Source organism: Mesorhizobium sp. CC13 (genome assembly GCF_039907765.1).
Lineage (GTDB): Bacteria > Pseudomonadota > Alphaproteobacteria > Rhizobiales > Rhizobiaceae > Aminobacter.
In genome coordinates, this window is record NZ_JARDJI010000001.1 from 589305 (window position 1) to 609161 (window position 19857).

Sequence of the window (19857 nt, forward strand, 5' to 3'; positions counted from 1 at the left end):
AAGTGTTGGCGTCAGGCGACGAGGTCGCCCTGGTGGTGGTCGGAATGGGCCGCCATCTGCGCCAGGATCTTGGCGACTGCCGCCTGGGCCGCGTCACCGGCATCGGCGACCGTGTCGGCAGGCAGATGCGCCTGCAGCACCGAGATCGCGTGGTCCAGGGCCTGCTGGGCATGGCTGCCGGCGGCGGCGTCGGTTGCCCATTCGGCGTTGGCATGCGCCGCGACGTTCGCTCCGAACGCGAACTGGTCGCCGTTAAGGCTCACCGAGTGCTTGCCCGGGCCGTCCGTCGCCCCGCCGGCCTTGGCCGCAGCGTGAGCCGAGTGGTCCGCTCCGGGGTCCTTCTCCATGTTCTTGAAGAAGTCCGCCAGCCAGTCGCTGGCGGGCTTGCCGCTTCCGGTGCCTGCGCCGTCGTCGCTGGCTTCGGCAGTCGTCGTCGGAACCGCCGGCTGCGTCGTCGCCACGTCGCCCGTCGGGTTCTCGGCGGAGGCGCTCACGCCCAGCGTGCCCGACTTCATCACCGGGTCGATCAGGTCGACCTTCACGTTCTTGGTGCCGATCGACACGGTCTTGGTCGAGGTGGCGATGTTGGTGCCCGAGAAGGTCACCGTGTAGGTGCCGGGCTTCAGCACCAGGTCATAGCCGCCGGCCGCCGAGGTCGTGGTCTTGAAGGTCTGGCCAAGCGAATTCCTCGCGGTCACGCTGATCGTGCCCATGCCTTCGCCCGGATCGTAGAAGCGGTCGCCGTCCTTGTCGTCGAAGGCAACTCCTGTGAGGAACAGGTCGGTGCCGGACTTGGCGAAGTCTTCCGTCACGAAGGCGCTGGTGCGGCCCTTGTAGTCGCCGACCTCGAAGCCCAGTCCGACCTCGCGGAAGGTTGGGTTGAGGATGTTCGCCCTGTGGCCAGACGAGTTCATCAGGTTGGTGTGCAGCAGCTTCACCTCGTCGGTGTAGCCGGTGGGGGCGCGGGTGGTGGCCCAGGCGATGTTTTCACCGGTCGCCCATGTGCCGGTCAGCACGTAGCCGGCCGACTTCATGCGGCTGGTCGGCGACGAACCGCCGGAACCGGTATGGGAAAAGATGTCGGTCGCGAGCATCCACTTGTCGTGGTTTTCGGCCGCTTCGCTGAGGTCGTTGTCGAATGCCAGAGGCTGGGCGCCTACCTTGGCGCGTTCCGCGTTGATGAGCTCGAGCAGATACTGCTCGTTGGCGCTGTGCAGAGGCATAGGGTCTCCCCGTCGGTTCCGATTGCTGTTGAACCCCCATGTTCCCGTCCGCCCAGATCCGGCCCTAGGCAGGAACTGTGTTGATGATGCGGCGCCGCGGTAGATAAATTAGGATATGCGCATATATCTTCGCGCACCCGGGCGAGGGCGCATACGCGCCTGCCATTCGAGGTTGCAGGGATTGCGTCCGGTCAGCTGTTTCGGGCAGCTGCGAGCGCCTTCGGCAGCTCTTCGGCGAAGATGTCGATCTCGTGGTCCAGGCCCACGCTGACGCGGATGCAGCGGTCGAGCACCGGCGCCATCGGCTTGCGGATGAACACGTCGCGGCCGAGCAGGTAGCGCATCACCGCAAGCGCGAAGGTGGCGTCCCGGCCGCAGTCGATGGTGACGAAGTTGGTCGCAGACGGCAGGGGCTCGAGGCCGTTGTTGCGCGCGATTGCCGCGATACGGTCGCGCCCGGCGGCGACCTTGGCCACCACCTCGGCCAGGTAGGCCTGGTCGGCCAGCGCCTCGGCGCCGGCGATCTGGGCCATGCGGCTGACGCCGTAGTGGTTGCGGACCTTCTCGAAATTCGCGATCACCTCGGCGTCGCCAAAGGCGTAGCCGCAGCGTATGCCGGCCAGGCCGTAGGCCTTGGAGAAGGTCCGCATCCGCACCAGGTTGGCCCGCGAAACGTCGACCGGCGGCAGGGCCGAGGCCGGCGCCGTCTCGCCATAGGCCTCGTCGAGGACGAGCATCGTCGTTTCTGGCAATGCGTCGATGAAGCCAAGCAGATCGGGCGTCTCCCACCAGCTGCCCATCGGATTGTCGGGGTTGGACAGGTAGACGATCGGCGCATCCTCGCGCTTCACCGCGGCGAGCAGGCCCTCCAGGTCCTCCTTGTCGTCGCGGAACGGCACCGGCACCAGCCGTGCCCCGACGCTGGCGACATGGAAGTTGAAGGTCGGATAGGCCCCGAGCGAGGTGACGACCGGCGTCCCCTCCCTGGCATACATGCGCACGACGAGGTTCAGCAGCCCGTCGATGCCTTCGCCGACGACGATGTTCGAAACGTCTAAGCCCAGATGCCGCGCCAGCGCGACCTTGAGCTCATGGTTGTCCGGGTCGCAGTATTTCCACATCTCCGCCGCCGCCTCGGCCATGCGCGCGACGACGCGGGGGGAGGGGCCGAAGCTGCTTTCGTTGGCGCCCATGCGCGCCCGGAAGGCTTTGCCGCGCTCGCGCTCCTGCGCTTCCGGTCCGACGAACGGAACGGTGACGGGCAGGGCCTGGATGACGGGCGTGAGCGGCGGGCGCATGGACATGGGGTAACCCGTGGTCTGTCGAAGGGCCGCGCGGGCGGCGGGTGAATTCACCTGCCTATACGACACAAATGTCCGGCGTGCAGCGCTTTGTTGCGCTGCCGCCCTCGTTGCACGCATCCGTCGGCGGTTGGCCCCGCGGCCAGCGCCAGGTTCAGTGGCGCTCCAGCACCACCACGCAGCGGTCGAGGTCGTTGGTGGCGAGGTGGGCATAGCGCATCGTCATCTGCAGCGTCTGGTGGCCGAGCCACATCTGCACGCGGCGGATGTCGATGCCGCCCTGCACCAGCCGCGAGGCGCAGGTGTGGCGCAGGATATGCGGCACCACCTGGGCATCGCTGCCGAGGCCGACCTCGTCCTTGGCCTCGTTCCAGACGGCACGGAACTGCGGCTGGGTCAGCATCGCGAACGGCCCCTTGGGGCGCGGACCGCGCTCGGCCGGCCATCTGGTGGCTTCCTTCGCCCGTGCGGTCAGCGGAATCGTGCGGCTGCGGCCCGACTTGGTGATCCAGAAGCTGACGCGGGTGTCCTGGATGTCGTTCCAGATCAGCCCGATCGCCTCGCCGAGGCGGCATCCGGTATCGACCAGGAACACGGCAAGCCGGTGGCAGTCCTCGCTCCTGGCCTTGATGGCCGCGAAGAGCCGGTCCTCTTCCTCGATCTCGAGAAAGCGGATTCGTCCTGCCCGTTCCTTCTGGCGACGGAACTCCGGCAGGCTGTGGATGTCACCCATCTTGTAGGCCTTGCGCAGCAGTTTGCTCAAAGCGGCCATCTTCCGGTTGATGGTCGCGTTGCTGTTTCCGCGTTGGCGCAGGGAACCTATCAGGCCGTCGAGTGTCTCTTGGGAAAATGCGCTGAAGCGCTCGCCAAGAAGAATCTCGTCGATCTCGCCGATGAAGGAGCTGACGTTGTACTTGTGTTTTCCGTCATCCCATAAAATATCTTTATACTGAGAAAAAAGTTCTAAAACCCTGAATGACTTTACTTCTTTGATTGTGCCGAAATCGTAGGTAACTTTGCAATTGGTCATCAGGGCGGCTGAATGGTGGCCGCTCATAATATCGTTCCGTGAAGTTGATTTCTTCATATGGGTGTCGGCGGCACATCCGGTGACCGGAGGGAATTGGTACTCCAGCGGGTGGCGGCCTACAAGATGACGGCGGACGACGACAAACCTGCGGGAACATCACGAATATGTTCGCCTTGTCGCGATCCGTGCCTTACAGCGTCGTATACTCCTCCCTTCGGTCAGGTTCCCGGCGTGTCCCGCCGGTAGAAAAAGACAGCCCGGGTCTCGCGAGAAACCCGGGCTGCCGATTGCTTACGACGTCAGTCGATTAGAACGAGGCGTCGAGGCGGAGGAAGCCGCTGAACACGCCGTCGTCGTAGCTGTCGCCGTCGTTGTAGTTGACAGCCAGCTTGGCGTTCAGGTTCTCGACGATCGTGTAGTCGACAACCGCGCCGATCGCCCAATCGTCGGCGTCGGTCTCGGCGTAGGAGGTTTCGTCAACCCAGGTGTGACGGTCAGCGAAGTACTGGCCGCCGGCGCCGATCGCCAGCTTCTCGTTGACCTGGTACTTCAGGTAGCCGCCGGCCGACCAGTTGTAGCCGTCGTAGAAGTCAGCAAGGCTGAAGAAGGTCGGGCCCGACTCGTAGGTCGCGATCAGCTCGGCGGTCAGGGCGTCGGTAGCCTTGATCTTGGCGATGCCCTTCAGAGCGAACTCGCTGTAGAAGTCGTCGTAGCCGGCGAACAGGTCAACCGAACCCCAGCCCTGAGCGATCGACACCTTGCCGGTGACGAGCGGGACGTAGTCGTAGTTGTTGCGCTCTTCTTCCAGGCCGACCGACACAGCGATGCCGTTGCCGGCGTCGAAGGTGTAGCGGATCTGGTTGATGAAGTCGCCGCCGCCGAGGTCGAACTCGCCCGACAGGTCGCCGTCGAACAGGGTGTCGTTGCGGCCGACCATCAGGCCGCCGAGCTCGAAGTAGGCGTAGCGCAGCTTCGTCGCCGTCGACGAGTTGCTGTAGCCGTCATAGACCAGAACGCCGTCTTCGTCGACGAAAGTGTCGGTGCCGCCACCGTTCTTGAACTCGACTTCGATGTAGCGCTTGAAGGTGCCGTATTCGGTCTCCGAACGGGCATCGAACTTCAGGCGGGCGAGGGCGGTCTTGCGCCAGCCGTCGTCGTTGTCGGCCCAGTCGATCTGGTAGCGGACGAGGCCGCCGATCTTGAGGCAGGTCTCGGTGCCGGGGATGTAGTAGAAGCCCGCGCCGTAGACGTCGCAGATGCGGACATATTCCATGGGCTCCGGCTCGGCGACGACGACAGCGTCGGCCGCACGGGCGCCGGAGACTGCGAGCAGAGCCGCAGCGGAGCCGAGAAGAAGGCTCTTGATGTTCATTTTCTGACCTCCAGTCAAAAGTTTCAAAAGAGGGTCTGGGTATTTTTTGCTGAAGGACAGCGTTCCCTGCCCCATCCCCGTTTGAAAAAGTTGCGCACCGCGCTGCTTCTTCGAGGCCGACATTACCGATGAGCCGGCGCGGTTCAACAGCCAACGTGTCGAGGGAGACGCTTGTGGCGTTCTATCCGGAGGCGTTGTTGCACAAATGACACGATTTGATACCCCCTATAAAGAACTCATTAAGAAATGGCGCCCTTTGCGGGCCGGGTTCCGGCACGGAATCGGCGGAGTGGGAGCTCGGTCGGCGACGAATCGTGAAGCAAATCCTGTCACCCCAGGCGCGGATTCGGCTGCCGATTCGATGGCCGCAGCCGCCTGTCGCCGCTTTTTGTGTCGGCAAACGCAAAGGCTTATTGATTGTGCCGCGCCTTTTCTTTATCCAGCGGCGCAACGGAGAGGTGGCCGAGTGGTCGAAGGCGCTCCCCTGCTAAGGGAGTAGAGGTCAAAAGCTTCTCGTGGGTTCGAATCCCATCCTCTCCGCCAGCCGACAGGCTGCCTCGTTTCTGAAGCCCAACAATCTCTAGATATTTCAATCGCTTGTGGCGCCGCGCACAGGATGTCTCGGCGGCCCGATGGTGATTTTTGCGCAAATTTTCGGCTTCCGGTCGCGATTCTGACTGGAGGTCAGAAAATGAACATCAAGAGCCTTCTTCTCGGCTCCGCTGCGGCTCTGCTCGCAGTCTCCGGCGCCCGTGCGGCCGACGCTGTCGTCGTCGCCGAGCCGGAACCCATGGAATATGTCCGTATCTGCGACGTCTACGGCGCGGGCTTCTACTACATCCCCGGCACCGAGACCTGCCTCAAGATCGGCGGCCTCGTTCGCTATCAGATCGACTGGGTGAGCAGCGACGACTTCCCCGACGACGATCTCTCTGACGGTTGGGCCAAGACTGCCCTCGCTCGCCTGAACTTTGATGCCCGTTCGGAGACCGAATACGGCACCTTCAGGCGCTTCATCGAAGTCGAGTTCAAGAACGTTGCCGGGTCCGCTACGGCGACCACGCTCCGCCACGCCTATTTTGAATTGGGTGGCCTGCTGGTGGGTTTCACCGACACGCTGTATGACGGCGACCTGTCGGGTGAATTCGACTCGGGTGGTGGCGCTCGTGTTCATCAGATTCGCTACACCTTCGATGCCGGCAACGGAATCGCTGTGTCGGCCGGTCTCGAAGAAGCGGACTACAACGAAGATTACGTCCCCAACATCACTGGCAAGGTGTCGATCGCGCAGGGCTGGGGCGGTGTTGACCTCTTCGCTGCCTATGATGCGACCGCGGAAGAATTTGCCCTCAAGGCTATTGCCAACTTCAAGGCAACTGACGCTCTGACGTTGTCGGCGATTGCCACCTATGAGTCGGGTGAGAACTTCTACAGTGTCAACACGCCGATCAGCGAAAGCTATGACGGGTTCACGTGGTCGCTGGGCGGCTATGCCAAGTACCAAGTGAACGAGAAGCTGGCCATTGGTGCCGGCGCTCAGTACTTCGCTGACGAGCTCAATTTCACTGACGACGACGCTTGGGCTGCCGGTGCGGTCGTCGACTACAAGGTCGTTGAGAACCTCAATGCCAAGCTGGCTGTCAATTACGAAGACGGCGATCATGGCAGTGCTTGGGGCGGCTTCCTCCGTCTCGACGCTTCGTTCTAATCGGCTCTACAGCTGATCTGAGGAAAACCCGGCGGGTCACCGCCGGGTTTTTTGCATTTGAGGGTCAAACAGCAGTGGAGGCCAGCGGAGACGCAACCAAGAGCCAAGAGTGCCGGTCTGGCTCGCCGACTTGGATCGCTATTCGCAGCTTCTATCGGCCGCCGCTCTCCGCCGCGTCCATGAACGCCGCGATTCTCTCCGGCAGGTCGCCGGTCTCGAGCAGCGGTGCGTGCCCCTGGCCCTGGACGGTGACCGTCTCGCAGCGCGGGTGGCGTTTGGACATTTGTTCGAGCGTTGCCGCCGACAGGAGCCGCGAATTGGCGCCGCGGAGCGCCAGGACCGCAACGGCGGCCATCGCCTCGAATTGCGGCCAGAGATCCGGCAGCGGCCGGTCGAGATCCATGGCCGATACCGTCTTCAAAAGCTTCGGGTCGAAGTCGGGCACGGGCTTGCCGTTGTCGTCGCGGTAGATGGCGCGGACGAATCGCTGCCAGTCGGCCTTCGACAGGGCCGGAAAGGCAGGGCCGTGGATGCCGCGCTGGATGGTGACGGCCTGGTCGAAGTCTGCCGGACGGGGAGAGGTTTCGAGATATGAGCGGATGTGGGCGAGCCCCGTCGGCTCGATCACCGGTCCGATGTCGTTGAGCACGATAGCCTTGAGCAGGGCAGGGCGCATGGCCGCGAGAATATGGACGATGAGCCCGCCGCGGGAGGTGCCGATGAAGGCCGCGCCGGTGATGCCGAGCGCAATCAGCCCGTCGACCACGTCGGTGGCCTCGGTCGCCACGCTGTAATTCTGCCAGTTGCGGTCGTAGTCCGACTGGCCGCGGCCGCGGTAGTCGAAAGAGATGACGCGCCGGGGCTTGTCGCGGCTCGACGAAAGCCTGATCGCGAGATCGTGGAAGTCGCGGGCGTTGCGCGTCAGGCCCGGCAGGCAGACGACGGGAAGCCTGCCGCTGTCTTCCTCGCCGTAGAGGCGCGCATGCAGCCTGAGCCCATCCTGCGCCGAATAGAAGAAGTCCGAAAAGCCCTGGCCTCTGACCATTCGCGTCCCCGCATCGCGCGCTATGCCCCAGGACTTGCTACCGCGGCCTCAAGGCAAGGTCAAACGGCAGCGGGGCCGGCTCAACGACCGTTGACCAGGTCGCCCTCGATGTCGTAGCGGCCCGACAGCCGCATCTTGTAGACCTGATAGTTTTCCATCACGCGCTGGACATAGGTGCGGGTTTCCGTGAACGGGATGCGCTCGATCCAGTCGACGACGGTGTCTACGTCCTTGCCGCGCGGGTCGCCATAGCGCTCGACCCATTGGGCGGCGCGCCGGGGGCCGGCGTTGTAGCCGGCGAAGGTGAGCACGTAGGAGCCGTTGAAGCGGCTGAGCTGCTCGCCGAGGAAGGCGGCACCCAGCGTCGCATTGTAGCCGGCGTCGGTCGTCAGGCGGTCCTTCGAATAGGTCAGGCCGGCCTTCTTGGCCACGTCCTTGGCGGTGCCGGGCAGAAGCTGCAGCAGGCCGCGCGCGCCGGCGCCGGACACCGCCGACACCTTGAACTCGCTTTCCTGGCGCGCGATCGCATAGGCCAGCGCCTTGCCGGAGCCGGATATGTTGGCCGTGTCGGGAATGACGCCGATCGGATGCGACAGCGCGCCCACGTCGATGCCGCGCTGCGCGGCGATCTTGCCGATGCGGAGCGCCAGATAGTGGTTTTCCTGCTTCTCGGCCATCGCCGCGAGCAATGCCAGCTCGCCCGGGCTGTTCAGCTGCGAGGCGAGGTCGCGATAGAGCAGCTCGGCATAGCGGGCATAACCAGCACTTTCCAGGCGCCGGATGGCGCTCACCGCCTCGCGCTGCTCGAACCCTTGCCGGTCCTGGTCGGTCGGTTTTGGATAGACGACGTTAAGCGACTTCTGGCCGATCCTTTCGGCGGCGAGCTGGCCGTAGAAGGTCGTGCCATAGACCGCCGCGCGGGCGAAATAGTCCTTGGCGTTGCCGGGGCCGCCGGCTTCGGCGGCACGGCCGAGCCAGTAATAGGCGCGCGACAGCGAAATCGGGCTGCTGCCGATCTCGGCGATCCGGGCGAAATGCTGTGCCGCCGTTGCCGCATCGTTGAGGCCGCGCAGCGCATACCAGCCGGCCTGGAATTCGGCATCCGCGGCATTGACGGGGCTTTCGGCGCCGCGTGTGGCGACGATGCGATAGGCCGTCTTGACGTCGCCCTTGTCGAGGAGTTCGCGCGACAGCGTCCTGCGCTCCATCCACCAGGCGTCCGGGTCGATGAGCGCGGCGCGGTCCTTCGGCGCCTTCAGCATGACGGCCGCGGCTTCGGTGAATTTCTGCTCCTTACGCAGATAGCGGGCCTTGGCGTAGATGTAGCCGGCGGCCCGCTGCTTGGCGGGGACCGCGTCCAGCAGCGCCGCGGCCTTCTTGTCTCCCTTGATCACCGCGCCCCAGGCGTCGGCCAGCGGCTTGGCGCCGGCGAGCACGGCCACGCGCTGCGCCGACTCGACCCGGTCGGCGTAGAGCATGCGCTCCATCCTGAGGCGATGGTCGGCGGTCGGGATCAGCGAGCCGAATTCCTTGATGATCGTCGCTTCCTTGTCCGCGTCGAGCTTCTCGGCGCGCCAGTAGGGGCGAAGCGTGGCGAGTGCCGCCTTGCCGTCGCCGAGCTGCACCTGCGCGCGGGCAAGCAGGATCGCCCCTTCGATGGTCTGCGGCTCGCTGCCGCCGAAGGCCGACACGACGATGTCGGCTGACGGGTTCTCGCGCGCCATGGCGCGCTCGCTGTTGCGGCGCAGGTTGGCCAGCCCCGGCCAGGCCGGCAGCGCCTGTGCCGCCGCGGCGATCTCGCCGCTCGGCACCTGGTCGCCGCCGTTGATGGCGATGGCCCACATCAGGATATGCCGGTCGAGGGCCGTCTCCGGCAGGCCGTCGCGTATCGCGCGTGCCTGCGCCAGATTGCCGCTCGACAGCGCGTCGAGGCCGCCCTTCAACCCGTCGATGTTGCCAAATGCGGCGCGCATCGCGTCGGGCTTGCCGACGCTGGCGAAAGGAAGTGCCGAAGTCGTCTGCTGATCGAGGCTCGATCCCGACGCAATGGCCGTCGACATCGCAAGAAATGCGCCCAGGAATACAGCACGATACGGCCTGCCGGCCGGAATGAGCTTCGCCATTCCTTGTCCTTACACTTTGCCCTTGGAAGCGGGTAGTAGAAACTCTAACAGCCGCTGGTGAAGAGGCGGTAAACGAAAGGTTAGCGCATTCACTCGAATTGCCCCGTATGCCCGATGCGCCCCACTTGCCGCAAATTGGTGTCGAGACTATGGTGCGCGGCCCTGCTTTCGGCTAGAAAGCCGGCGACATCAAAAAGACCGCGAAACCGTAGCGTTCCCTGGAGTTGGACGACATGCTGAGAGGCTCACTTACCGCGCTCGTGACACCATTCGAAAAGAATGGCCGTCTCGACGAGAAAGCCTTTCGCGAACTCGTCGAATGGCAGATCGCCGAGGGCACCACGGGCCTCGTTCCGGTCGGCACGACCGGCGAGTCGCCGACGCTGACCCATGACGAGCACCGCCATGTGGTGAAGATGTGCGTCGAGGTGGCGCGCGGCCGCGTGCCGGTGATTGCCGGTGCCGGTTCGAACAACACCGAAGAGGCCGTCGGCCTGGTGAAGTTCGCCGAAAGCGTCGGTGCGGACGCCGTGCTGGTCGTCACCCCCTATTACAACAAGCCGACGCAGCGCGGGCTCTATACGCATTTCGCGGCCGTTGCCCAGGCGACGACCTTGCCGGTCATCATCTACAACATCCCGCCGCGCTCGATCATCGACATGACGCCGGAGACGATGGGCAGGCTTGCCCACGACTTCAAGAACATCGCCGGCGTCAAGGACGCGACCGGCAAGGTCGAGCGCGTCTCCGAGCAGCGCATCACCTGCGGCAAGGATTTCATCCAGCTGTCGGGCGAGGATGCCTCGGCGCTCGGCTTCAACGCCCATGGCGGCGTCGGTGCCATTTCGGTGACCTCGAACGTCGCGCCCAGGCTGTGCGCCCAGTTCCAGAACGCCAGCCTGTCGGGCGACAACGCCAAGGCGCTCGAATTGCAGGACCGCCTGATGCCGCTGCACAAGGCGATCTTCATCGAGCCGGGAGCTTCGGGCGCGAAATATGCGCTGTCGCGTCTCGGCCGGATCGAGAACGTGCTGCGCTCGCCGCTGGTCACCATCGAGCAGTCGACCGCCGAGAAGATCGACGCGGCGATGAAGCTAGCCGGCCTCATCAACTGAGCTGCGCGAAGCCCTTGAAAGAGCCCGCCCGAGCGGTCATCTGAAGGCGTCTTTCGCGCTGTCCGCGCGGCGGCAATCCTGCCGCGCCGGCCACGAAAACACCAACATTTGGCTCGCCTGAGCGAGTGAGAGACATGAGCCAGGGCAAGAAATCCGACCCCAACAACAAGATCGCCGCGGAAAACCGCAAGGCGCGCTTCAACTATGAGGTGCTCGACACGCTCGAGACCGGGCTGGTGCTGACCGGCACCGAGGTCAAGTCGCTGCGCGACGGCCACGCCAACATCCAGGAATCCTATGCGTCGCTGGAAGGCGGGGAGTTCTGGCTGATCAATTCCTACCTGCCCGAGTACCTGCAGGCCAATCGCTTCAACCACGAGCCGCGCCGTCGCCGCAAACTGCTGCTCAGCAAGCGCGAGATGGCCAAGCTCGGCCAGGCGATCGACCGCGAGGGCATGACGCTGGTGCCGCTCAAGATCTACTTCAACGACCGCGGCCGGGCGAAGCTCCTGCTCGCCGTCGCCCGCGGCAAGAAGCTGCACGACAAGCGCGAGACCGAGAAGAAGCGCGACTGGAACCGCGAGAAGGGGCGCTTGCTCAAGGAGCGCGGGTAGGGGGCTCTTCTCACCTCTCCGACACCTCCTCCGCCCCGCTGCGCTCGGCACCTCCCGAGGATGGCGTCGCGCGCTGCCTCTGGAGGCTCCACCCTGATCCTCTGCCACGCCTCATTCCTTCCCCCCCCCTCTGTCCCGCATACCTATCCATTGCCACGCTCGCTTTCGCGCCTGGCCATTGTCAAAGAACACTCCCTTTGCGGGAGGTGGTTCGGGAGGCGGGGCGCGCGGCCGAGCCGTCCGATAGTTTGATACGTGGCGCGAACCGCGCGCCCCGCCCGGTGTCTGTCCCTCGGTCGGCCGGTCACAGGTCCGTCCCACGGTCTTTTCGTGGCCTGAACCCGCGGCTTCTCCGCATCCTCCGGCACCCGCCATTTGCGGCGCGCGCCGGACGACGCCGGCCTGTCGACGGGCCCTCGGAGCCACGGCTACCGCAGCCGTGGCGGGAGGTCACCGCCGCCCTTCCTGACACCCGGTGCGCACCAGGTCCCGACAAGGGCGATGGCACAAGAATACGCGAGGTTTTGGGGGGGTGGAAAAACGGGAGAATTTCTCAACGCACATTGCTGACAGAGTTCCTGACAAAGGGAGGGAGCGCGCGGGAGGCAAGCCTTCTACGTCTCATTCCGTCCCACCCCCCCTCTGTCCTGCCGGACATCTCCCCCGCAAGGGGGGAGATTGGCAGCTCCGGCGTCTCACCCGAGGCTTTCATGCCGCAAGGGATTTGAGGGTTTGACCGGCCTCATACCCCCACCCCTAACCCCTCCCCACAAGGGGGAGGGGAATTCCTTGCCGCCCTGCGGCCGAGATCGCCAACGGTTGGCGCGTGACGGCGGTGCCGCAGAATCTCCCTCCCCCTTGTGGGGAGGGGTCAGGGGTGGGGGTCGCTTCACATGCGATTGGCCGGCCAGGCGTGGTCGCCGAAAGGGCCGAATGCCCCCAGAAGGGATGGCCCGCCGGAGAGAGAAGAATCTCCCGGCCGTGGAAAATATCTCCACGCAAGACCAGCGGTCGCGGCATGGAACCTGGGCATCGGGAGGCAGAAGCCTCCGAGGGATTGTCAGCGCCTCGGGTGGGGTCTCGACGCAAAGCCCTATGATCCGGACCATGCTTCGTCTTCTCGGATTCCCGGTAAGCAATGTCGATCCTGGCGCGAATTGGCACGCGCTGCCGAAATCAGCGATTAACCAAGCGCAGCCGAATTGCCGGAAGGGGCGTCGAATACGGCATTTGCCGTATGCCCGCGTCGGCGTGCGTCCATTCCACCATGCAGACCACGCTCGTGGCGCAATCGAGGTTCGGCACCGGCGTGGTGCCTTGCTGTGCCGCAAATGGCCAATGGCCGGTGAAAGGAACCAATCGATGAAGACGATCGTGATGGCGGCGGCGGCGTCGCCGATGCTGATGCCTGCGGCATTTGCCGCTATCCCGGTGACGGTCCAGACTGCCGCGAAGCCGGTGGCCAGCAGTGAAAAGCCGAAGGATGCTGCCATGCAGCTGGCCAATGGGGCCAACAGGAGCGGTACGGTTTCGTCGACGAGGGGTGGCAGGGGCTTCATTCCGGGCAAGGGCTGGGCCGGCTGAACTCGCGGCTCACCCAGTCCGTTGCCCGAGCGGGGCATCGTCGTCGCCGGCGCGCGGTTTTCATGCGTGAGCCCGGCCTGCGGCCACGATGATGGTCCGTTCGCGATCATGCGGCTGGCGCGATAGCCAGCCGTTCCATATTCCACTGCGCCTCGCCCGGTCGTCGCCGCGTGCGCGATCGGGCTTTTTTGCGGGAAGCCCGGCCGGGCCGCCAACGCCTATTTCTGCAGGAATTCCGCTACATCACGGAAAACATTGACGAACATCTCTTCCGTCAGCACGCCCGTGTTGGTGTTGTAGCGCGAGCAGTGATAGCTCGAAAACACCGCGATGCCGCCGACGTCGGTGCGGGCGCCGTGCTTGAACGGGACGGCCGCGACACGCGCGCCGAGTGCCCTGACCGTCGACTGATGGCCGATCGAGCCGAGCGTCAGGATGGCCTTCAGGTTGGGAAAGCGTTGGATCGTCGGCACCAGGAAGCTGCGGCAGGTGTTGATCTCGGCGCCGACCGGCTTGTTTTCCGGCGGCACGCAGCGCACCGCATTGGTGATCGCCGTGCCGATGAGTTCCAGGCTGTCGTCGGGACGGGCGAGGAACTCGCCGCGCGCCATGCCGAAGCGCTTGAGCGTGGCGTAGAGCAGGTCGCCGGCATAGTCGCCGGTGAACGGCCGTCCCGTCCGGTTGGCCCCGCGCAGGCCGGGCGCCAGGCCGACGATGAGGAACCTGACGCTGTCCTCTCCCTCCGGGGGCAGGAAGGAGCGGACGGGCGCATTGTACCAGTGCGGCTCGCGCTCGCGCCAGCCGGCGATGAAGCCGTGCAGGCGCGGGCAGAACGGGCAATCCCGGTCGGGATCGACCGGCTTGGCTGAAGCGGGTGACAGCATCGGTCAGGCGTCGTCCGGCGTGGGCTCGACCGGATCGGGCTTGCGGGCCGGGCGCTCCGACGGCTCGCGGCCGATTTCGGCCTTGAGCGTCATCAGGTCGATGAAATGGTCGGCCTGCCGGCGCAGGTCGTCCGAGATCATCGGCGGCTGCGAGGCCATGGTGGAGACCACGCTGACCTTCCGGCCGCGGCGCTGCAGCGCCTCGACGAGGGTGCGGAAATCGCCGTCGCCCGAGAAGATGACGTAGTGGTCGACGACGTCGGCGAGTTCGAGGGCATCGACCGTCAGCTCGATGTCCATGTTGCCCTTGATCTTGCGCCGGCCGGTGGCGTCGGTGAACTCCTTGGCGGGCTTGGTGACGACCTTGAAGCCGTTGTAGTCGAGCCAGTCGATGAGCGGACGGATCGAGGAATATTCCTGATCCTCGACGAGGGCGGTGTAGTAGTAGGCGCGCAGCAGGTAGCCGTGCTTCTGGAAGCTTGCGAGCAGTTTTCGGTAGTCGATGTCGAAGCCGAGGGAGCGGGAGGTGGCGTAGAGATTTGCTCCGTCGATAAACAGTGCGATCTTCTCGCGAGGATCAAACATAGGAAAATTCCTTGTTGAAATAGGCCGATGCCAAATTCGCTCCTGGGAGCGTCCGTTCTCCCCAAACAATGGTCTTACCCCAATCCGGGAAATATCGCCCGTCCGCCGTCATTCCAAGAGGGGTAGGGTTGCCTGCGGGTAAAAAAATTGTGGCTGGACGCGACCGGCCCGGAAGCGACATGCACGCGCGCCGGCTTCATGCTTGAATTATCCGGGCTTTCGCGATAAGGCAGCCGTCAAGCTTTCCGTCACATCCATGCATGAAAGGGGCACTTCATGGCCCGCGTAACCGTTGAAGACTGCATCGACAAGGTCGGCAACCGCTTCGAGCTGGTGTTGCTGGCCGGCCACCGCGCCCGCCAGATCTCGCAGGGCGCGCAGATCACGCTTCCGCGCGACAACGACAAGAACCCGGTCGTGGCGCTGCGCGAAATCGCCGACGAGACGCTGTCGCCGGACGATCTCAAGGAAGACCTGATCCACTCGCTGCAGAAGCATGTCGAGGTCGATGAGCCGGAGCCCGAGGCGCCGGAAGCTGCCGACCAGACCACGGCCTCGGCCATCGACAGCGACGAGCCCGAGGAGAACATCAACTTCGACCGCATGTCGGAAGAAGACCTGCTCGCCGGCATCGAGAGCCTGGTTGCTCCGGAAAAGAGCGACGACTACTGAGATCTCTTGCGAATTCGAGCCCGCCGCGGTGCCGCGGCGGGGCGAATTCGCCAAAAAGGCCGCGTCCGGAGCCGATCCGGCATCTGCCGGCCCTTTCGTCCCGGCATTTTCGTGGTTATCTATGGCATGCGCCGCAAGTCATTGCGGCGCATGATTCATTTCAAGTTCCGGGAAGCCGCCCATGATGCGTCAGTATGAGCTTGTCGAGCGCGTGCAGCGCTACAAGCCTGACGTCAACGAAGCGCTGCTCAACAAGGCCTATGTCTATGCCATGCAGAAGCATGGCCATCAGCGCCGCGCCTCGGGCGATCCCTATTTCTCGCATCCGCTCGAAGTCGCGGCGATCCTCACCGAGATGCATCTCGACGAGGCGACGATCGCGGTTGCCCTGCTGCACGACACGATCGAGGACACCACCGCCACGCGCGCCGAGATCGACGAGCTGTTCGGCCCCGACATCGGCAAGCTGGTCGAGGGTCTGACCAAGCTCAAGAAGCTCGACCTCGTGTCCAAGAAGGCCGAGCAGGCGGAGAACCTGCGCAAGCTGCTGCTGGCGATCTCCGAGGACGTGCGCGTGCTCCTGGTCAAGCTCGCCGACCGGCTGCACAACATGCGCACCCTGCACCACGTGCCCGAGAGCAAGCGCCTGCGCATTGCCGAGGAAACGATGGACATCTATGCGCCGCTGGCCGGCCGCATGGGCATGCAGGGCATGCGCGAGGAGCTGGAGGAGCTCGCCTTCCGCTACATCAATCCGGAAGCCTACCGGACGGTGACGGAGCGGCTGAAGGACCTGTCCGAGCGCAACAGGGGCGTGCTCGCCGACATCGAGAAGTCGCTGTCTGAGCTGTTCGAGAAATATGCCATCAAGGCCAGTGTGACGAGCCGGCAGAAGAAGCCGTGGTCGGTGTTCCGCAAGATGGAGACCAAGGCGCTGTCCTTCGAGCAGCTGTCGGACATCTTCGGCTTTCGCGTCGTCGTCGACGGCGTCGAGGACTGCTACCGGGCGCTCGGCGCCATCCATACCTCGTGGTCGATGGTGCCGGGGCGCTTCAAGGACTACATCTCGACGCCCAAGCAGAACGACTACCGCTCGATCCACACCACCATCGTCGGCCCCTCGCGCCAGCGCATCGAGCTGCAGATCCGCACCCGCGAGATGAACAAGATCGCCGAATACGGCGTGGCGGCGCACTCGATCTACAAGGATAGCGTCGCCAAGCTCAACGGTGCCGGCCACCAGATCTCGAAGGACACCAACGCCTATGCCTGGCTGAGGCGCACCATCGAGCAACTGGCCGAGGGCGACAGCCCCGAGGACTTCCTCGAGAACACCAAGCTCGAGCTGTTCCAGGACCAGGTGTTCTGCTTCACGCCCAAGGGCATGCTGATCGCGCTGCCGCGCGGCGCCACCCCGATCGACTTCGCCTATGCGGTGCACACCGACGTCGGCGACACCTGCGTGGGCGCCAAGGTCAACGGCCGGGTGATGCCGCTGATGACCGAGCTCAAGAACGGTGACGAGGTCGAGATCATCCGCTCCAAGGCGCAGGTGCCGCCGGCGGCGTGGGAATCGATCGTGGTGACCGGCAAGGCGCGCGCCGCGATCCGGCGGGCGACCAAGAACGCCATCCGCAAGCAATATTCGGGGCTGGGCACGCGCATCCTCGAGCGCACCTTCGAGCGCGCCGGCAAGAAGTTCTCCAAGGACGGCCTCAAGCCGGTGCTGCACCGGCTGGCGCGCAAGGACATCGAGGACGTGCTGGCGGCGGTCGGCCGCGGCGAGCTGTCGTCGAACGACGTGGTGCGCGCCGTCTTCCCCGACTACAAGGAGGAGCGCGCCACGCCGACGACGCCCAAGCAGCGCGAGGAGGGCTGGTCGAAGATCCGCAACGCCGCCGGCATGCTGTTCCAGATCCCCGGGCGCGGCGCGCCGAGCCAGCGCCAGGAGACGAAGCGCTGGGGGCCCGCTGTGCCGATCCGCGGCGTCAGCGGCGACCTGCCGGTCAAGTTCGCGCCCGAGGGCGCGGTACCGGGCGACCGCATCGTCGGCATCATGCAGCCGGGCTCGGGCATCACCATCTATCCGATCCAGTCGCCGTCGCTGATGGCCTTCGACGACCAGCCGGAGCGCTGGATCGACGTGCGCTGGGACCTCGACGAGGGCTCGAAGGAGCGCTTCCCCGCCCGCATCTCGGTGACGGCGATCAACGCGCCGGGCTCGCTCGCCGACATCGCCCAGGTGGTGGCGGCCAACGACGCCAACATCCACTCGCTATCGATGGTGCGCACGGCGCCCGACTTCACCGAAATGCTGCTCGATCTCGAAGTGTGGGATCTCAAGCACCTCAACCGGCTGATCTCCCAGCTCAAGGAAAACAACAGCGTCAGCGACGCGCGCCGCGTCAACGGCTGACGGCCGCCGCGCGCTGGACGACGACAGGAAGGAAAAAATGCAGACAAGCGAAGTCCTGGACATCTTCCGCTCGGCGGGTGCCGTGCTCGAAGGCCATTTCATCCTGACCTCGGGCCTGCGCAGCCCCGTCTTCCTGCAGAAGGCACGCGTGTTCATGCATGCCGACAAGACCGAAGCGCTGTGCAAGGCGCTGGCCGAAAAGATCCGCGACGAGGTGGGCGGCGACATCGACTACGTCGTGGGGCCCGCGATCGGCGGGCTGATCCCGGCCTACGAGACGTCGCGGCATCTCAAGGTGCCGGCGATCTGGGTCGAGCGCGAGCAGGGGGTGTTCCGCCTGCGCCGCTTCGAGATCGAGAAGGGCGCGCGCGTCGTCATCGTCGAGGACATCGTCACCACGGGCCTGTCGATCCGCGAGACCATCGAATGCCTGCGCGGGCTCGGCGCCGAGGTGGTGGCAGCTGCCTGCATCATCGACCGCTCGGCCGGCAAGGCCGACGTCGGCGTGCCGCTGGTGGCGCTCGCCGAATACGAGGTGCCGGCCTATCCGGCCGACCAGCTGCCGCCTGAACTCGCCGCGATCCCGGCGATCAAGCCGGGCAGCCGGAATATCTAGGTGTGAGCCCGCTCGCCCCCCTCTGCCCTGCAGGCCATCTCCCCCTCAAGGGGGGAGATCGGCTGACATCGCCGCCTGCGCCGATCGCAGGCGTCGCACAGTGGTGTGCGGCGCCGCGGACGGCTGCCTTCTCCCCGTCCTTCACGGGGAGAAGATGCCGGCAGGCAGATGAGGGGCGGCGCCGCCAGATTGCCCCTCACCCTTACCCTCTCCCCGTGAAGAACGGGGAGAGGGGGGCATCCACGCCGTGCCTCTCCCGACCCCTTTTGGCCCCCACCCCGGCGCTGCGCGTCGACCCGCCCCACAAGGGGCAGGGTGGAGGGCACCCATGATCATCGGCATCGGCAGCGACCTGGTCGACATCAGGCGGATCGAGAAGTCGATCGAGCGCCATGGCGAACGCTTCATCAGCCGCGTCTTCACCGAGGCCGAGCAGGCGCGGGCGGAAGGCCGGCGCGGGCGCATCGCCTCCTATGCCAAGCGCTTCGCCGCCAAGGAGGCCTGCGCCAAGGCGCTCGGCTGCGGCATCGCCGAAGGCGTGTTCTGGCGCGACATGGGCGTGGTCAACCAGCCGGGCGGGCGGCCGACCATGGAGCTGAGCGGCGGCGCGGCGCGGCGGCTGGCGGCGATGACGCCGCAAGGCAAGCGGGTGGTGGTGCACCTGACCATCACCGACGATTTTCCGCTGGCGCAGGCCTTTGTGGTGATCGAGCTGCAGCCCGCCGAACAACCGCCATCTTCCTAGGCTCTTGGCGGCGGCAGAGACATTGCCCCCGGGCCTGCGAGCCCTTATACCCATCGCGACCTACAATCGAGGACGACATGAGCGTGGCTGAAAAACAGAAGAAGTCCGGCGGGCTGGGCGAGACCGTGAGCGTCATCGTCCAGGCGCTGCTCCTGGCGCTGGTGATCCGCACCTTCCTGTTCCAGCCGTTCTCGATCCCGTCGGGCTCGATGCGGCCGACGCTGCTCGAGGGCGACTATCTGTTCGTCACCAAATGGGCCTACGGCTATTCGCGCTTCTCGCTGCCGCTGTCGCCCAACCTGTTCTCGGGCCGCGTCTTCGGGTCCGACCCCGAACGCGGCGACGTCGTCGTCTTCAAGTTCCCGCCGAACCCCTCGCTCGACTACATCAAGCGCGTCATCGGCCTGCCCGGCGACCGCATCCAGATGAAGGAAGGCGTGCTCTACATCAACGGCACCGCCGTGCCGCGCGAGAAGGTCGGCCAGATCGACAATCCCGACATCACCGAGGTCGACCGCCCGGTCGACGTCTACCGCGAGACGCTGCCCAACGGCGTTTCCTACGACACGCTCGACCTGACGCCCAACTCGATCGGCGACGACACGCGCGAATTCGTCGTGCCCGAGGGCCATTTCTTCATGATGGGCGACAACCGCGACAACTCGACCGACAGCCGCTTCACCGTCGGCTTCGTGCCGGCAGAGAACCTCGTCGGCCGCGCCAACATCATCTTCTTCTCCATCGCCAGCGGCGCCAGCCCGCTCGAGATCTGGAAGTGGCCGACCGAGATGCGCGGCTCGCGCCTGCTCAACTTCGTCAGATAG

17 protein-coding genes and 1 tRNA gene are annotated in these 19857 nt (G+C 65.1%); 10 read left to right on the forward strand and 8 right to left on the reverse strand.

Annotated elements, in window-relative coordinates; translation table 11 throughout:
- Window positions 1–11: 11 nt before the first annotated feature.
- The 4 genes from PV773_RS02785 to PV773_RS02800 all read right to left on the reverse strand — a co-directional run bounded on the left by PV773_RS02785 (window position 12) and on the right by PV773_RS02800 (window position 4926).
- Window positions 12–1223: a CAP domain-containing protein gene (locus tag PV773_RS02785; RefSeq protein ID WP_347964852.1), complete on the reverse strand. Its 1212-nt coding sequence runs from the start codon at window positions 1221–1223 to the stop codon at window positions 12–14.
- Between the two features lie 191 nt (window positions 1224–1414).
- Window positions 1415–2527 carry a pyridoxal phosphate-dependent aminotransferase gene (locus tag PV773_RS02790; protein WP_347964853.1) on the reverse strand — a complete coding sequence of 371 codons (1113 nt, stop codon included), beginning with the start codon at window positions 2525–2527 and terminating at the stop codon, window positions 1415–1417.
- Between the two features lie 151 nt (window positions 2528–2678).
- Complete coding sequence (locus PV773_RS02795) at window positions 2679–3554, reverse strand: site-specific integrase (RefSeq protein WP_347964930.1); 876 nt, start codon at window positions 3552–3554, stop codon at window positions 2679–2681.
- A gap of 307 nt (window positions 3555–3861) precedes the next feature.
- A complete protein-coding gene (locus tag PV773_RS02800; protein ID WP_347964854.1) occupies window positions 3862–4926 on the reverse strand; it encodes a porin in 1065 nt (354 codons plus the stop codon).
- 452 nt (window positions 4927–5378) lie between these two features.
- On the opposite strand from PV773_RS02800, the gene PV773_RS02805 reads away from it, so the two are divergent.
- Window positions 5379–5469: transfer RNA gene (locus tag PV773_RS02805), tRNA-Ser, on the forward strand.
- Window positions 5470–5617: 148 nt separating this feature from the next.
- Window positions 5618–6634 carry a porin gene (locus PV773_RS02810; protein ID WP_347964855.1) on the forward strand — a complete coding sequence of 339 codons (1017 nt, stop codon included), beginning with the start codon at window positions 5618–5620 and terminating at the stop codon, window positions 6632–6634.
- A 151-nt stretch (window positions 6635–6785) separates the two neighbouring features.
- Here the strand turns inward: PV773_RS02810 and PV773_RS02815 are convergent, their stop codons facing one another.
- Both PV773_RS02815 and PV773_RS02820 read right to left on the reverse strand, forming a co-directional pair.
- On the reverse strand, window positions 6786–7679 hold the full coding sequence (locus tag PV773_RS02815) for an alpha/beta hydrolase (RefSeq protein ID WP_347964856.1): 894 nt from the start codon (window positions 7677–7679) through the stop codon (window positions 6786–6788).
- Window positions 7680–7759: 80 nt separating this feature from the next.
- Window positions 7760–9802, reverse strand: a complete 2043-nt coding sequence (locus tag PV773_RS02820; RefSeq protein WP_347964857.1) for a lytic transglycosylase domain-containing protein — start codon at window positions 9800–9802, stop codon at window positions 7760–7762.
- Window positions 9803–10035: 233 nt separating this feature from the next.
- Here PV773_RS02820 and dapA point away from each other — a divergent pair, with 233 nt between their 5' ends.
- The 3 genes from dapA to PV773_RS02835 all read left to right on the forward strand — a co-directional run bounded on the left by dapA (window position 10036) and on the right by PV773_RS02835 (window position 13115).
- Window positions 10036–10917 carry a 4-hydroxy-tetrahydrodipicolinate synthase gene (gene dapA, locus PV773_RS02825; protein WP_347964858.1) on the forward strand — a complete coding sequence of 294 codons (882 nt, stop codon included), beginning with the start codon at window positions 10036–10038 and terminating at the stop codon, window positions 10915–10917.
- 134 nt (window positions 10918–11051) lie between these two features.
- Window positions 11052–11531, forward strand: a complete 480-nt coding sequence (gene smpB / locus PV773_RS02830; protein WP_347964859.1) for an SsrA-binding protein SmpB — start codon at window positions 11052–11054, stop codon at window positions 11529–11531.
- Window positions 11532–12893: 1362 nt separating this feature from the next.
- Window positions 12894–13115, forward strand: a complete 222-nt coding sequence (locus PV773_RS02835; RefSeq protein ID WP_347964860.1) for a hypothetical protein — start codon at window positions 12894–12896, stop codon at window positions 13113–13115.
- 218 nt (window positions 13116–13333) lie between these two features.
- Here PV773_RS02835 and PV773_RS02840 read toward each other — a convergent pair whose 3' ends face one another.
- Window positions 13334–13999: a uracil-DNA glycosylase gene (locus PV773_RS02840; RefSeq protein ID WP_347964861.1), complete on the reverse strand. Its 666-nt coding sequence runs from the start codon at window positions 13997–13999 to the stop codon at window positions 13334–13336.
- A gap of 3 nt (window positions 14000–14002) precedes the next feature.
- Entirely contained in the window at window positions 14003–14584 is a 582-nt protein-coding gene (locus PV773_RS02845; RefSeq protein WP_340035674.1) for an NYN domain-containing protein, read from the reverse strand.
- A gap of 276 nt (window positions 14585–14860) precedes the next feature.
- On the opposite strand from PV773_RS02845, the gene rpoZ reads away from it, so the two are divergent.
- The 5 genes from rpoZ (at window position 14861) to lepB (ending at window position 19857) form a co-directional block, all read left to right on the forward strand.
- Window positions 14861–15256, forward strand: coding sequence for a DNA-directed RNA polymerase subunit omega (gene rpoZ, locus PV773_RS02850; protein ID WP_347964862.1), 396 nt, complete (start codon window positions 14861–14863; stop codon window positions 15254–15256).
- Window positions 15257–15437: 181 nt separating this feature from the next.
- Window positions 15438–17672, forward strand: a complete 2235-nt coding sequence (locus PV773_RS02855; protein ID WP_347964863.1) for a bifunctional (p)ppGpp synthetase/guanosine-3',5'-bis(diphosphate) 3'-pyrophosphohydrolase — start codon at window positions 15438–15440, stop codon at window positions 17670–17672.
- 37 nt (window positions 17673–17709) lie between these two features.
- On the forward strand, window positions 17710–18288 hold the full coding sequence (gene pyrE / locus PV773_RS02860; protein ID WP_347964864.1) for an orotate phosphoribosyltransferase: 579 nt from the start codon (window positions 17710–17712) through the stop codon (window positions 18286–18288).
- Window positions 18289–18616: 328 nt separating this feature from the next.
- Window positions 18617–19033, forward strand: coding sequence for a holo-ACP synthase (gene acpS / locus PV773_RS02865; RefSeq protein WP_347964865.1), 417 nt, complete (start codon window positions 18617–18619; stop codon window positions 19031–19033).
- Between the two features lie 77 nt (window positions 19034–19110).
- Complete coding sequence (gene lepB, locus PV773_RS02870; protein ID WP_347964866.1) at window positions 19111–19857, forward strand: signal peptidase I; 747 nt, start codon at window positions 19111–19113, stop codon at window positions 19855–19857.

Coding starts and splice junctions, on each gene's coding strand:
- PV773_RS02785 (WP_347964852.1), bottom strand. CDS start 1,223: ATGCCTCTGCACAGCGCCAACGAGCAGTATCTGCTCGAGCTCATCAAC.
- PV773_RS02790 (WP_347964853.1), bottom strand. CDS start 2,527: ATGTCCATGCGCCCGCCGCTCACGCCCGTCATCCAGGCCCTGCCCGTC.
- PV773_RS02795 (WP_347964930.1), bottom strand. CDS start 3,554: ATGACCAATTGCAAAGTTACCTACGATTTCGGCACAATCAAAGAAGTA.
- PV773_RS02800 (WP_347964854.1), bottom strand. CDS start 4,926: ATGAACATCAAGAGCCTTCTTCTCGGCTCCGCTGCGGCTCTGCTCGCA.
- PV773_RS02810 (WP_347964855.1), top strand. CDS start 5,618: ATGAACATCAAGAGCCTTCTTCTCGGCTCCGCTGCGGCTCTGCTCGCA.
- PV773_RS02815 (WP_347964856.1), bottom strand. CDS start 7,679: ATGGTCAGAGGCCAGGGCTTTTCGGACTTCTTCTATTCGGCGCAGGAT.
- PV773_RS02820 (WP_347964857.1), bottom strand. CDS start 9,802: ATGGCGAAGCTCATTCCGGCCGGCAGGCCGTATCGTGCTGTATTCCTG.
- dapA (WP_347964858.1), top strand. CDS start 10,036: ATGCTGAGAGGCTCACTTACCGCGCTCGTGACACCATTCGAAAAGAAT.
- smpB (WP_347964859.1), top strand. CDS start 11,052: ATGAGCCAGGGCAAGAAATCCGACCCCAACAACAAGATCGCCGCGGAA.
- PV773_RS02835 (WP_347964860.1), top strand. CDS start 12,894: ATGAAGACGATCGTGATGGCGGCGGCGGCGTCGCCGATGCTGATGCCT.
- PV773_RS02840 (WP_347964861.1), bottom strand. CDS start 13,999: ATGCTGTCACCCGCTTCAGCCAAGCCGGTCGATCCCGACCGGGATTGC.
- PV773_RS02845 (WP_340035674.1), bottom strand. CDS start 14,584: ATGTTTGATCCTCGCGAGAAGATCGCACTGTTTATCGACGGAGCAAAT.
- rpoZ (WP_347964862.1), top strand. CDS start 14,861: ATGGCCCGCGTAACCGTTGAAGACTGCATCGACAAGGTCGGCAACCGC.
- PV773_RS02855 (WP_347964863.1), top strand. CDS start 15,438: ATGATGCGTCAGTATGAGCTTGTCGAGCGCGTGCAGCGCTACAAGCCT.
- pyrE (WP_347964864.1), top strand. CDS start 17,710: ATGCAGACAAGCGAAGTCCTGGACATCTTCCGCTCGGCGGGTGCCGTG.
- acpS (WP_347964865.1), top strand. CDS start 18,617: ATGATCATCGGCATCGGCAGCGACCTGGTCGACATCAGGCGGATCGAG.
- lepB (WP_347964866.1), top strand. CDS start 19,111: ATGAGCGTGGCTGAAAAACAGAAGAAGTCCGGCGGGCTGGGCGAGACC.